The sequence below is a fragment of the Qipengyuania sp. S6317L1 genome, assembly GCF_023015615.1.
Lineage (GTDB): Bacteria > Pseudomonadota > Alphaproteobacteria > Sphingomonadales > Sphingomonadaceae > Erythrobacter.
This window is the reverse complement of sequence record NZ_JALKAJ010000005.1, coordinates 284,168-297,361: the sequence shown is the minus strand read 5'-3', so window position 1 is coordinate 297,361 and position 13,194 is coordinate 284,168. Positions and strand designations below refer to the sequence as shown.

10 protein-coding genes are annotated in these 13,194 nt (G+C 59.5%); 6 read left to right on the top strand and 4 right to left on the bottom strand.

All coding sequences use genetic code 11. The features are described 5' to 3' along the window. Positions 1-5 precede the first annotated feature (5 nt). The gene (locus tag MWU38_RS13055) at positions 6-1,238 is read right to left on the bottom strand and encodes a GGDEF domain-containing protein (protein WP_247272247.1); all 1,233 of its coding nucleotides are present in this window, start codon (positions 1,236-1,238) and stop codon (positions 6-8) included. A gap of 216 nt (positions 1,239-1,454) precedes the next feature. On the opposite strand from MWU38_RS13055, the gene ettA reads away from it, so the two are divergent. Beyond that, complete coding sequence (gene ettA / locus MWU38_RS13050; RefSeq protein WP_247272246.1) at positions 1,455-3,128, top strand: energy-dependent translational throttle protein EttA; 1,674 nt, start codon at positions 1,455-1,457, stop codon at positions 3,126-3,128. Positions 3,129-3,778: 650 nt separating this feature from the next. Then, positions 3,779-4,237, top strand: a complete 459-nt coding sequence (locus tag MWU38_RS13045) for a hypothetical protein (protein WP_247272245.1) — start codon at positions 3,779-3,781, stop codon at positions 4,235-4,237. Here MWU38_RS13045 and MWU38_RS13040 read toward each other — a convergent pair. After that, positions 4,234-4,818 carry a pyridoxamine 5'-phosphate oxidase family protein gene (locus MWU38_RS13040; protein ID WP_247272244.1) on the bottom strand — a complete coding sequence of 195 codons (585 nt, stop codon included), beginning with the start codon at positions 4,816-4,818 and terminating at the stop codon, positions 4,234-4,236. The two genes, MWU38_RS13045 and MWU38_RS13040, sit on opposite strands and share 4 nt — an antisense overlap. 195 nt (positions 4,819-5,013) lie before the next feature. Here MWU38_RS13040 and MWU38_RS13035 point away from each other — a divergent pair, with 195 nt between their 5' ends. Together MWU38_RS13035 and MWU38_RS13030 are read left to right on the top strand one after the other, a co-directional pair. Continuing rightward, positions 5,014-6,183 (top strand): RcnB family protein, encoded by a 1,170-nt coding sequence (locus tag MWU38_RS13035; RefSeq protein WP_247272243.1) that lies wholly within the window; start codon positions 5,014-5,016, stop codon positions 6,181-6,183. An 88-nt stretch (positions 6,184-6,271) separates the two neighbouring features. Next, a complete protein-coding gene (locus MWU38_RS13030; RefSeq protein ID WP_247272242.1) occupies positions 6,272-6,940 on the top strand; it encodes a 2OG-Fe(II) oxygenase in 669 nt (222 codons plus the stop codon). 98 nt (positions 6,941-7,038) lie between these two features. On the opposite strand, the gene MWU38_RS13025 is transcribed toward MWU38_RS13030, so the two are convergent. After that, a complete protein-coding gene (locus tag MWU38_RS13025) occupies positions 7,039-8,661 on the bottom strand; it encodes a lysine--tRNA ligase (RefSeq protein WP_247272241.1) in 1,623 nt (540 codons plus the stop codon). A 108-nt stretch (positions 8,662-8,769) separates the two neighbouring features. Further along, entirely contained in the window at positions 8,770-9,198 is a 429-nt protein-coding gene (locus MWU38_RS13020; RefSeq protein WP_247272240.1) for a nuclear transport factor 2 family protein, read from the bottom strand. A gap of 83 nt (positions 9,199-9,281) precedes the next feature. Here MWU38_RS13020 and MWU38_RS13015 point away from each other — a divergent pair, with 83 nt between their 5' ends. Further along, on the top strand, positions 9,282-12,065 hold the full coding sequence (locus tag MWU38_RS13015) for an ATP-dependent DNA helicase (RefSeq protein WP_247272239.1): 2,784 nt from the start codon (positions 9,282-9,284) through the stop codon (positions 12,063-12,065). Beyond that, complete coding sequence (locus MWU38_RS13010) at positions 12,062-13,153, top strand: helix-turn-helix domain-containing protein (protein WP_247272238.1); 1,092 nt, start codon at positions 12,062-12,064, stop codon at positions 13,151-13,153. Before MWU38_RS13015 ends, MWU38_RS13010 begins: the two co-directional genes overlap by 4 nt. Positions 13,154-13,194 lie beyond the last annotated feature (41 nt).

Genomic DNA, 13,194 nt, shown 5'->3' with positions numbered 1-13,194 from the left:
GAGTATCAGTCCATTTGCGCGGTGCGCGGAAGCTCAGGCTGTGGATCTGGACCTGGCGAGTTTGGCGCAGCCGATGAATGATCGGCAAGGCTCGTACGCTCGGCATTCTCGACGCGGTTTCGACCATTCGACTTTGCCTTGTAAAGCGCCTCGTCCGCGCGCGCGAACAGCTGCTCGTAGGTTTCACCGTCGTTTGCCGAGGCAACGCCAAAGCTTGCCGTCAGGCGAATGTCATTGCTCAACCCCTCATGGGCGAGCTGCGCAAAGGATTGGCGGATACGCTCTGCCAGGCGTTCGGCGGGCTCGTTGGGGCAGTTATAGACGGCGATACAGAACTCCTCGCCCCCCACGCGGCCCGCGCTGTCGCAGCTGCGCACCATTTCGCTGATGAGGCGGCCAAAGCTCGAAATCGCCTTGTCGCCGGCCTGATGCCCCCAGATATCGTTGACCTGTTTGAAGTGGTCGATGTCGGCCACCACGAGGCTCAACGGCCGGCCCTCGCCCTGCGCCTTGGGGATAAGGGTGCGCATGTCTGTTTCAAATGCGGCTCGGTTCTGCAGCCCGGTAAGCGGGTCCGCCTCGCTGCTTTCGCGGAAAGACGTGGTCCATTCCTCGATCGTCGCACCGATCAGGACCATCGCGCCGAGCACCGTTTTCACGCCCAGCACAAGGCCGATGACCGAATAGTAGAAGGAATCGCGATAGGCTTCTTCTGGGATGATGCTCTGATACATCAAGGTGAGGTTTGGCCTTACTAGAAAATCTGCCGCCCCGATCGCAACCACGATGATGATGGCCAAATCCGCCAGCCCGCGCCGCGGAGCCATCAACAATGTCGCGAGGCACACGATATACATCGCGCCATAACCGGTGTTCACGATGATCAAGCGCGGCGCCACATCACCGGTCAACGAAACCGCAAGAGTGAGCACCAACGCACTTACCGCATAAATCCCGAACAGAAGCGGGATATTGATGCTTTGCCCGACCCTTTCGCAAATCGACGCCACCATCGCGATCACCGCAAGTGAGTAAAGCAGCTGCGTTGTGTGGAACAGATAGAAGGCATCCGGCGGGAGGAAGTGGGTCACCAGATAACCGGCTGAAAAGAATATGTAGCCGATAGCAAAACCAAGGACGTGACGCCGCAAATTGCCCATTTTCCAGAACAGGACAAAGGTTGCCGCAAACAGCAGCCCGACAAGCGGTGTCAGCAATCCAAGAATTTGTGTTTGCATTTAGGTGGATACTCCCGGTGGACCTTGCGCTAGTCCAATAAGGTTAATGCCGCCTTTAGGGGCAGCCCTCAAAGCGCAGCCTTTGCAGATTTCTTTTGGTTTCAGTCAATTTTGCGCCGGAAACGGCCGACATGCACGCTTGCCCCCACGCGTGTCCGCGCCTATTTGGGGCGCCAAGCGATATCTCAAGAATTTTCGACCCAAAGGACCTGCCCCATGGCTGCGCAATACGCTTTCGTAATGAAAGGCATGACAAAGAGCTTTCCCGGCGCTCAAAAACCGGTGCTCTCGGACATCAACCTGCAATTTTACCAAGGCGCAAAGATCGGCATCGTCGGGCCCAATGGTGCGGGTAAATCGACCCTGATGAAAATCATGGCCGGCATCGACCAGGATTTCTCCGGCGAAGCGTGGCCGGGTGAAAACATCACCGTCGGCTATCTGCCACAAGAGCCCGAGCTTGATCCGAGCAAGACCGTTCTTGAAAACGTGAAAGACGGCGCGCGCGAAACCGCCGATCTGGTTGAGCGTTTCAACGCCGTGTCTGCGCAGATGGCTGAACCCGATGCCGATTTCGACGCTCTGGGTGAGGAAATGGCCGACCTTCAGGGCAAGATCGACGCGGTCGACGGCTGGACGCTCGACAACCAGCTCGAAATCGCGATGGAGGCGCTGCGCTGCCCGCCATCCGATGCGTCGGTGGAAAACCTGTCCGGTGGTGAGAAACGCCGCGTGGCGCTTACCCGCCTGCTGATCCAGAAACCTTCGATCCTGCTTCTGGACGAGCCTACCAACCACCTCGATGCTGAAAGTGTCGAGTGGCTTGAGAACCACCTCAAGGAATATGCCGGCGCCGTGCTGATGATCACCCACGACCGCTACTTCCTTGATAATGTTGTAGAATGGATCCTCGAACTCGACCGGGGCACTTACTACCCATACGAAGGCAACTACTCGACCTATCTCGAGAAGAAGGCCAAGCGGATGGAGCAGGAAAGCCGCGAGGAATCGGGCAAGCAGAAGGCGCTCGCACGCGAACTGGAATGGATCAGGCAGACCCCTGCTGCGCGCCAGACCAAATCGAAGGCGCGTATTCGCAAGTTTGAACAATTGCAGGAAGCGCAGGGCAACCGCGCTCCGGGCAAGGCCCAGATCGTCATTCAGGTGCCAGAGCGCCTTGGCGGCAAGGTGATCGAGGCGAAGAACATCTCGAAAGCTTACGGCGACAAGCTTCTGTTCGAAAACCTCTCCTTCATGCTGCCGCCGGGCGGCATTGTCGGCGTGATCGGCCCCAACGGTGCGGGTAAATCGACCCTGTTCCGCATGATTACAGGGCAGGAAACCCCCGACAGCGGTTCAATCGAAATCGGCGACACTGTGCACCTTGGCTATGTCGACCAGTCACGCGATGACCTGACCCCGACGAATAACGTCTGGGAAGAAATCTCCGACGGCCTCGACTACATGCAGGTGAACGGCCACGACACTTCTACCCGCGCTTACGTGGGCGCGTTCAACTTCAAAGGCGCAGACCAGCAGAAGAACGTCGGCAAACTGTCCGGCGGTGAGCGCAACCGCGTGCACATGGCGAAAATGCTTAAGCAGGGCGGCAACGTACTGCTGCTGGACGAGCCGACCAACGACCTCGATGTGGAGACTTTGGGCGCGCTTGAAGACGCAATCGAAAACTTCGCCGGCTGCGCCGTGGTAATCTCGCACGACCGCTTCTTCCTCGACCGTCTGGCCACGCACATTCTGGCGTTTGAGGGCAATAGCCACGTCGAGTGGTTTGAGGGGAACTTTGAGGCGTATGAAGAAGACAAGCGGCGCCGTCTGGGCGATGCAGCGGATCGGCCTACAAGGTTGGCATACAAGAAGCTGACTAGGTAGGCGACAAACCGAAACGGTTTTGCACCCCGGACTTGATCCGGGGTGCAGCTTCTTCACTTCTCGACCGAACCCAAATGCAAGCTCGAACCCGGTTCGGGCGCTAAGATGGTGGATTGGAAGTGCGTGGACTCAGGCGGCACTGCCCTACCCATTTTCCTACATCGCGAACGCCTGCTAGCTTCATCGCTGGCGCACCTTGAACCCGCGGCGCTGATCGCCGCCAAGCCTCGAGTTTGTTGACCCTGCGCTACGGCTGCACTTTATCAACAAAAGGGGTGCCACGAGCCGCCCCAATGCCGCCAATCATCACCCTGCTCCCAGCGCCTGATCAATCGCGGCGCGGGCGCTGTCGGTCAGCCCCACATAGGTAATGAGGTTGTCGCTTTCGTGCGCCACGCGCCTGATCGCGCTCTTGTTTTGCAGCGCATCAAGATGCCTCAGCGTCGTCGTCGGAGGCGCGCTCCTGCCAATCTGCCCCTCCGGCTCCCATCCTTCGCCAAATTCACCACCGACCAGCGTCCTTAACCCGGATTTAACGCCCGCCCGCGAAAGATACGCAGGTCGATGAGTTTACATTGATGTTTCAACAGGGGCCAAGGGGACGGTCCTTGAATTGTGAGGGCGCTATCTTGGAACCTTTCTTTGTCGCTTTGAGCACGATTAACCCGCTTCTTGCGCTTGGTGCAGGAGCAGCAATCGGCGCGCTTGGAACGCTGGCTGTTGTCTTCTGGGAACCGCGCAAGGGAGCCAAGCCTGATCCGCTCTCCAACCTTTTCGAAGGCAACACCTTGCAAAGCCAGATCGCGCGCGTGGCCGACCACGCTGCCCGCACCGAGCAGGCAGATCGCGACGCATCGGCAATCCGTGCGAAGATCTTTGCAAAGAAGGCTGCGAAAGGCTCAAGTCCGGCACGCCCCGTTCCGCCCCACCGTGCGGAACGCTATGATCATCAGGCAGTCCTCGATCATATCGCCAAGGTAATGCGTGCAGGCTCGGAACTCGACAAAGCGCCACTGCCCACATATGACGGCACGGTAGAGGAACCATGGGAAGAAGTCCTGCTTCTGCCCGCGCCTGCTCCCTCACCCTCTTCGCGCAAAGCAGCCTAGGGCGACACCCAGCGCCCGCACCACGCTCCGCTATCATCGCGGGTGAACTGCGCGCGCACATGACCTGTGTGGGCAAGATAGAGCCAATCCAGTTCGACCAGATCGACCATCAAAATGGCAAAGTTTTCACGCGCCGGGATAAGCTGCTCGTCACTCGGTTCGTGGCCTTCGAACTCATCCGGCAGGCCTGATGTCGGCGTATCACTCGCCGTCCCGGGCCCATCCCCCAGATAGCAACGCCGCGCAAAATTGGTGCCCTTGTCCCATGCTTCCTGCGTCAGCGGATCGTCGGCAAGCACTCTGCCCTTGCCCTTGGCACGGATCTGGATCTTGGCGCCCTTGTCGTAGAACAACACTGCCATGCGAGGGTCGTCCTTGATCGCTGTGACCTTGGGCGCTCGCGTGTCGGTATGAAAGCGCAAGGTCCATTGGTCTGAGTAGAACTCGCGCAAGACCATAATCCGCGCATCAACGTCGCTCGTAATGACCGCTGGCACGTGCATGGGGGAACGTCTGTCTTTGGCGGCGCGCACCAAACGGCGCGTCAGATCTTCGCGCACATCTTCGAGTGTTTCAAACATAGGCAAGAGCCATTGGCGCTTTGACACGAGGGGTCAAGATGTTCATGTTCAACGCCGCAAACATGAACGTAACCCTAAACGGGCGGTTAAGGTTGCGCTCAGCGACTCACCCGTAAAACGCAATCATCGAGGGCCAAGTGGCTCCGGGATAATCACGGCCGTGATGGTGGGGCGGCAACACTGAAAGGCACTACAATGGATATAACCCAGCTGATGAGAGGAACCGCGTTGTCGGCTCTAGGCTTGGCGCTTGCCTTTGCCGTTCCTGTTGAGGAGGCTGAGGCGACGAATCTCGAAATCCTGGCAAGCGCAGCAGCGGAAGCGGAGCAAGACCGCGCCGATCGCCGCGCAAACCGCCAGGCAAATCGTGGTGAGCGACGCGCCAATCGCCAGGCAAACCGCCAATCAAACCGCGGGGAGCGACGCGCCAACAGGCAAGTCAATCGCACCGAACAACGCTCAGCACGGCAGGAGCGACCCATGATGACTCGCGGGGATCGCGCAGAACAGCGCGCCAACCGCACCGGCAACCGGATCGAGCGCCAAAGTCAACGCCGCGCTGACCGCGTCGAGCGTCGGGGCGAGGTGCGCGCGAACCGGGTCGACCGCAGCAGCGAACGCCGCGCGAACCGTGTCGAGCAAAGAGGCGACCGGCGTGCTGATCGCTTTGAGGCGCGCGGCAATAATCGCGCTGCAAACCGAGTGGACCGTCAATCAGAACGGCGCGCAGATCGGATTGAAAACCGCGGTGACCGCCGCGCCAATCGGATCGAAAATCGCGGTGATCGCAGGTCCGACCGGATCGAGCGGCGCGGTGATCGCCGGGCTGACCGGGTGAGCAATGGCAGAGAAAATCGTGGTTTTGCCAACCGGGCTTTTGGCGCGGACCGCCGTGACAATCGCCGCATCGACCGTGCAGAGCGCAACGGTGTTCGGTCCGAGAGGCGTGCTGATCGCCGGGACTCGCGAGGCTATTACCGCAGCGATCGGGGCTGGCGTGACCAAAGGTTCGCCTATGGCCGTGGCTATCGCGATGGTCGGCGTGATTTCCGCAACTGGAACCGTCGCGGATGGCGCAACGACCGCCGCTTTGGCTGGCGCAACTATCGGGCTGCCAATCGCAGCTTCTACCGCCTCGGTCGTTATTACGCGCCCTTCTACGGGCACTCCTACAGCCGCCTGAGGATTGGGTTCTATCTTGATAACCTGTTCTTTGGTCAGCGTTATTGGATTTCCGACCCATGGGCATACCGCCTGCCACCGGTCTATGGCCCCTATCGCTGGGTACGGTATTATGACGATGTGGTGTTGGTGGATATCTACACCGGTGAAGTGGTTGATGTGATCCACGATTTCTTCTGGTAAGGCCGGGTGCAGACTGGCGAAAAACCCTCGGGGGAGCGATCCTCCGGGGGTTTTCTTTGGCCTTCATCCGGTGCTAACCCGCGCGGTGATGGCAAAGACAAAGAATTTTCCCGATCAAGACGCCTGCCGGATTATGGGCAAGAAGGTCCGCGAACGATTGGAGGCCGATCCGGGTGTCTATAAAATCGAAACCGACTTGGCCGACCTTTATGCGGTTGGCGACTTCCTGACCCCTGCCGAATGCGCAAGGTTATGCACCATGGTCGATGCGACCGCCCGGCCATCAAGCCTGCATGAAATCGGCTACGATGCCGGCTTTCGCACAAGTTATTCGGGCGACCTCGACCCGCATGACAGCTTCGTCAAAGGGATCAGCCGGCGGATCGACGACCTCATGGGCGTCGACCCGAAAGTGGGCGAAGCTCTGCAAGGGCAACGCTATCTCCCAGGCCAACAATTCAAGGCGCACAACGACTGGTTCTATCCCACGGAGGCCTATTGGGAGGATGAAAGAAAGCGCGGCGGGCAGCGCAGCTGGACCACGATGGCATTCCTCAATGAAGTTGAAGAGGGCGGTGAGACCTACTTCGTCGACATCGGCATCAAGCTGGAGCCCAAGCCCGGCGTGCTCCTATTGTGGAACAACGCCAAACCTGATGGCTCGCCCAACGAGGCGACAATTCATGCTGGCACGCCGGTCATCAAGGGCGCCAAATACATCTTCACCAAATGGTATCGCACGCGGGCGTGGAAGTAGGGCGCTAGGACTTGCGCAGCCCCGTTCGGGGCTGCGTCCTCGCTAGACGGCTTCCGCTTCGCTTCGACTCCGCCCTTGCGACGCCAGGGCGTCATTGGTCAGACCTTCGCCAGCGCCTCTGCGATCAGCTTGCGAGTGGGCTCAACACCGTAAAGCGCGATGAAGCTGCCCATGCGCGGTCCCTGCTCTGATCCGAGCAGGGTTTCGTACAAGGCCCGGAACCAATCGCGCAGGTTTTCAAAGCCATGCGCTTCGTTCTTGCCAATTTCGTACACCATCGTCTGCAAGTCTTCTGCGCTCGCATCAGCGTCCGCTTCGGCAAGTTTGGCATCGAGTTCGCGCAAGGCCTCAACCTCGCCACCAACCGCCCCGCGCTTGTTGAGCGTGGGCACGATGAAGTCGCGGGTGTAGGCAACCGCCGCTTCGATCATCCGGTCAAGGTCAGCGTTCTTCTCTGTCTCGCCTAGGTAACTTTCAACATAGCCTGCGAGGTTTTCTGCCGTCGCCTCAGAGCCAAGCACGCTTGCGAGGTTCAAGAGCAGGCCAAAGCTTACCGGAACCGTGTCTCCAGCCCCCGGGGCTTCGGCGCCCGCAAGCGAGTGGTTTGCGCGCAGCAAATGCCACACCGGATTGCCCAATTGCTTGTCGAGCGGTTGCTCGGCGAGGCGCTCACGGAACTGCCAATAGTCATCGACCGCACGCGGAATGACGCCCGTGTGAAGCTGCTTCGCGCTCTTCGGGTTAGGGAAGATATAGAAGCCAAGGCTCTCCTCCGTCCCATACTCAAGCCATTGCTCAATCGTCAGGCCGTTGCCTTTCGACTTGGAAATCTTCTCGCCCTTTTCGTCGAGGAACAGCTCGTAGATCAGACCTTCCGGCTTATTGCCGCCAAGGACGCGCGCGATCTTGCCCGACTGAACGCCAGTGTCGGTCAAATCCTTGCCATACATCTCATAGTCAACGCCCAGCGCGACCCAGCGCATGGCAAAGTCGACTTTCCATTGAAGCTTCGACTGACCGCCAAGCGCGCTTTGTTCGATCACTTCGCCGTCTTCGTCGGTGAAGCGAATGATCCCAGCGTCAACATCGACAACTTCGACCGGGACTTGCAGAACCACACCCGTCTTGGGCGAGATCGGCATGATCGGCGAATAGGTCGCGGCGCGCTCCGCGCGAAGCGTGGGCAGCATGATGTCGAGAATCGCCTGATTATTGCGCAGCACGTTCTTCAGCGCATCATCAAACGCGCCCGAATTGTACCGGCTTGATGAGGCGATGAACTCATACTCGAAACCGAAGCGGTCGAGGAATTCGCGCAGCATCGCGTTGTTGTGATGCGCGAAGCTCTCATACTTCTCGAACGGATCAGGAATCCGGCTCAAAGGCTTGCCAAGGTGCTCGGCCAGCATTTCCTGATTGGGGACGTTATCGGGTACCTTGCGAAGGCCGTCCATATCATCGCTAAACGCGACGAGGCGCGTCGGCTCACCCGTCAGCGCCTCATAGGCGCGGCGCACGAAGGTTGTGCGAAGGACCTCCTGAAACGTACCGATATGCGGCAGACCAGAGGGACCGTATCCGGTTTCAAACAGCACAGGCTCATTATCGGTTGCGCCGGTTTTCAGCCGTTTCGCCTTCACCCGTTTTTCAAGGCGTTGTGCCTCTTGGAATGGCCAGGCTTTGGACGAACGGGCGGCTTCGTTGAGTGTGCTGTCTGTCATAGTGCGGCGGCTTTTAGGGCCACGGCGCAATGCCCACAAGCGCGAAAAGCGTCAATACTGGCCCGAGGGTCAACCACTTCTCCGGCACGCAGGCGTGTTCTTTGATGCCTACTCCATGTTGGAGCGCAGGAAACTGATTTTGCCGCCCTCAACCCGATATTCGGAGAGCGAACAGCACATCTCTTCGCCGTTAGGGAAGACGTATCCAGCCGACACCCAGATCATATCGCCATCAATACCGTTGTCGTATATTTGAAGGCCGGGCGATCCGGGCTGAAAATTCATGCGATAGATTTCCTTGATCTGGCGATGGCCGATGGCGGTCATCCCCATAGCGTGAACCTCGGCATCTTTTGCGAAAGTCGCAACGAAGCGATCAAGATCACCTGAGCGATAGGCATCAATATGCGCTTGCACGGCCGCAATGCGAGCGTTGGCCTGTTCGACTGAAGCGGGTGTTTTCTCCTCGGCCGAAACCGGCATCGCCGCGGCACAAAGGGACAGGCTGACAGCCAAAGTGACAAGTTTGAAACGCATCGTGTGGTCTCCGGAAGGTCTAGCCACAATAGTCTTGCACGCATGCGTTTACATTGGATTGAGGCCGCGCCATCAAGGGTCGCGTGAGCAAGCCTGCCCCCCTCCCCCTTCCCTCGCTCCATGCCAGCCATTCGGGCAATTGGCTGCGCACGAGCACCGGTGCGACCGAGGCCGCATCAAAGGGGGACGCGATCATGGCCGCGGCCGACACACCCGTTCTGCTTCTGAATGCGCCATTGGTGGCCAACCGGCTAGGCTATCCCGATCTGTCGGGGCTTGATCTGTTAGAGCTCTTTGCCTTCGTGCATCCTGCACGGTTTTGCGTACCGACCCCGCGAGGGTTAGCTTCTGCTTTGGAGCTGGATGAGCCAGAGGGCGATGAGGCCGTGCCAGAGTTTCTGCAATTGGCAGCAGGCGCCCTGGTCGAAGAGTGCGAGAACCCGGAGTGGTTCGAACGCGCCGGGGCCTGGTCTTCGCTGCAATCTCTGGAACGGTTGCGCTGGCCATGGGCGCAGGTTTTGAAGCCGCATATTGCCAGACCCGATCGGGCCGAGAAATGGCTGTTCTCCGCGCTTCCGGAATGGGAGGAAGCGGGTGAACGCGGCGCGCCGCGCCAAGTCGAAATGCCACCAGCGGATGTGACCGCCAAGCTGGACGAACTTACGGGCGACAAAGCTGAAAAGCGCAAGGGGCAGCAGGTTTACACGCAGGATGCGGCAAAGATATTTGCCCCCCGCGACGCCCGGGAATTACCGCATGTGGCACTCGCGCAGGCAGCCACGGGGATTGGCAAAACACTGGGGTATCTGGCTCCCTCATCACTTTGGGCGGCGCGCTCTGGCGGGACCGTGTGGGTATCGACCTTCACCAAGAACCTGCAGCGGCAGTTGCGCACCGAAAGCAGACGCGCCTGGCCGGCCAAGCGCGCTGATGGCACACCTCCGGTCGTCGTGCGCAAGGGACGCGAGAATTATCTGTGTCTGCTCAACCTTGAAGACGCTCTTCAAGGCGGTTTTGCCGGACGTCCGGCAATCCTTGCGCATTTGGTCGCACGCTGGGCATCGTTCACTCGCGATGGCGATATGATCGGTGGCGACCTGCCCGGATGGCTTGGCACTCTGTTCCGTAAACGCGGGATCGCAGCCCTCACTGATCAACGCGGTGAGTGTATCTATGCAGGCTGCCCGCATTACCGAAAATGCTTCATAGAGCGCGCCGCGCGGGACTCGGCGCAGGCCGATTTGGTGATCGCCAACCACGCATTGGTGATGGTCAACGCGGCGCGCGGCCGCGACCACGCACAGCGTCCCACCCGCATTATCTTCGATGAGGGCCACCATGTCTTCGAGGCCGCTGACAGCACTTTTGCCGCCACGCTCTCAGGCCAGGAGGCGATTGAACTGAGGCGCTGGATCATCGGGCCAGAGCGCAAGAACCGTGGCCGCAGACGCGGCCTTTCGGCGCGGCTGGCCGACGTTGCAAGCTACGATGAAGAAGGCGGTGAAGCGATTGATGAGGCATGCGAGAAAGCAAGTGCTCTTCCGGGTGATGGCTGGCTGCAACGTCTCCACGAGGACGCCGCTTTAGGCCCGGTCGAGGAGCTTCTGGCGGCTGTTCGCACCGTTACCTACGCCCGAGATGAAAAGGGGCAGGAGGCTGGATACGGGATCGAGACCGAAGCATCGGGTCTGCCCGGAGAAGTCATTGAGGCCTCCAATGCCGCTGCCGAAGCACTTGCCAGAATTCGCATCCCGCTGATGAAACTCGGCGCGCGGCTGGAGGCGATTATGGCGGACCCGCCCGACTGGCTTGATGGACAGGGCCGAGCAAGGATTGAAGGGGCGCGGTTCTCACTCTCGTGGCGCGTGGATTTGTTGACTGCGTGGGAATCGCTGCTGGTGCGGCTTGGTGGCCCCGCCGACCCGGAATTTGTCGATTGGCTCGCGGTTGACCGCTCTGATGCGCGCGAGTTTGACGTTGCAATCCACCGGCGGTGGCTCGACCCGATGAAGCCATTTGCCAAGGTGGTGCTGGAACCGGCCCACGGCGTAATGCTGACAAGCGCAACTCTAACCGACCGGATCGAAACGGAAACCGGCGATCCGCAAGAATTGCAATGGCAGAGCGCCATCGCCCGCTCAGGCGTCGCGCATATCGAGAGCCAGCCACTGCTCAGCCAGGCCGACAGCCCATTCGACTACGCCAAGAGGGCCGAGGTCCTGATCGTCACCGACGTGAGGAAAGGCGACCTTCCCGGGCTCGCGGGAGCCTATGCGAGGATGATCGAGGCAAGCGAGGGCGGCGTCCTTGGCCTATTCACAGCCATCCGCCGGATGCGCGCTGTGCATGGTCGCATCGCCGACCGTCTGGCGCGCGAAGGGCTGCCGATTTACGCGCAGCACGTTGACCCCATCGACACCGGCACGCTGGTCGACATTTTTCGGGACGACCCTAAAGCGAGTTTGCTCGGCACCGATGCGCTGCGTGACGGTGTGGATGTACCGGGACGTTCTCTCAGATGCGTTGTGCTCGAAGCGGTTCCGTGGCCGCGCCCCAACATTCTTCACAAGGCGCGCCGCGCGGCCAATGGCGGCAGCAAATATGACGACCGTATTATCCGCGCAAAACTTGCTCAGGCATTTGGCCGCCTCATTCGTAACAAGGATGATGCAGGACATTTCGTGGTTCTTTCATCGGCATTTCCCTCAAGACTGCTCAGCGCGTTTCCCAAGGGAACGATGGTGCGGCGGGTGACGCTCGACGAAGCACTGGCGAGGGTCAAAGGCGGCCTGATCGGCGAAGATGACGCACACGCCGACGAAGACACTGGAATCCTGAACGACAACATCCCAGATAGTTTCGTATGATCCATGATTGGGATTTTCTAATCCGGCTCATGTCGCTGGGCAGCGCTCTCACCTTGATCGCCATGGTGGTGGCAAGCGAAGTGCGCCTCTCGGTTCGCGTGCCTCTGATCGGGATGTTGGTGGGATCGGTAGGCTACCTGCTCAATACCCCGATGATGACCGAACGCGGGCCCGCCTCGCCATGGATCGAGCTTTTTGCGATTTCGACACCGTTCTGGATATGGCTCTTTGGTCGCCGCCTTTTCGAGCGCGAGCCAGAGCAACGCATCATGCTTATCACAGCGGCTCTTATGGTGCTGGGCTGGTTCCTGCAGAATTTTCTGGTCCATCTGGTGGGGGAAACAGGCTTCGTGCTGCTGCATGTGGTGGCGCTGGTGCTGGTGGCGGACCTCGTAAGGGTCGGGATTTTCGAGCGCGGCGATGATTTGGTCGAAGATCGCCGGATCGTCCGGTTCTGGTTCCCGTTGCTGGTGGCGCTTCAGGCAGGCCAGATCCTGCTCGTTGAAATACTCGAACCGCTCTCGCCTCTCGACAGCCGCCACCCTATTGTCTCGATCATCAATTCGACCTTGATCTTGGTGTTCATGCTGTTTGCCAGCCTCACCCTGTTTCGCACCAACCGCGAGCTTCTACCCAAAACGAGCGAAGAGCAGCGTCCCGATCTGCCCAATGAAATGGTGCCCGAACTTGAGCTGTCACCTTCCGAGAAGGTGCTCCATGACAGGCTGGTCAGCGCGATGGATGAGGGGGCCTACAGAGCATCGGGCCTCACCATCGCTGCGCTCGCCGAGCAGCTTGAGACGCCCGAACACCGGTTGCGGGCTTTGATCAACCAGCGGCTGGGCCACCGCAATTTCAGTGCCTTCCTGAACGGCTATCGTATCGCCGAGGCGCAAAGAAGGCTCTCATCGAGCGAAAATGTCGATTTGCCCATCCTCACCATTGCTATGGACCTGGGGTACAATTCGCTACCTCCCTTCAACCGTGCGTTTCGCGAGCTAAGCGGTTCATCTCCAAGTGAATTTCGCAAGCGGGCCTTCGTAGCACCAGAGCCTCAGACAGAGCATTCAGACGCCGATCAGAACTGAAAAATGTGGCTCGATTTCAGAATCGAGGCCATTTTTGCGGC

Coding starts and splice junctions, on each gene's coding strand:
- MWU38_RS13055 (WP_247272247.1), bottom strand. CDS start 1,238: ATGCAAACACAAATTCTTGGATTGCTGACACCGCTTGTCGGGCTGCTG.
- MWU38_RS13025 (WP_247272241.1), bottom strand. CDS start 8,661: ATGACAGACAGCACACTCAACGAAGCCGCCCGTTCGTCCAAAGCCTGG.
- MWU38_RS13040 (WP_247272244.1), bottom strand. CDS start 4,818: ATGTTTGAAACACTCGAAGATGTGCGCGAAGATCTGACGCGCCGTTTG.
- MWU38_RS13035 (WP_247272243.1), top strand. CDS start 5,014: ATGGATATAACCCAGCTGATGAGAGGAACCGCGTTGTCGGCTCTAGGC.
- MWU38_RS13010 (WP_247272238.1), top strand. CDS start 12,062: ATGATCCATGATTGGGATTTTCTAATCCGGCTCATGTCGCTGGGCAGC.
- ettA (WP_247272246.1), top strand. CDS start 1,455: ATGGCTGCGCAATACGCTTTCGTAATGAAAGGCATGACAAAGAGCTTT.
- MWU38_RS13030 (WP_247272242.1), top strand. CDS start 6,272: ATGGCAAAGACAAAGAATTTTCCCGATCAAGACGCCTGCCGGATTATG.
- MWU38_RS13020 (WP_247272240.1), bottom strand. CDS start 9,198: ATGCGTTTCAAACTTGTCACTTTGGCTGTCAGCCTGTCCCTTTGTGCC.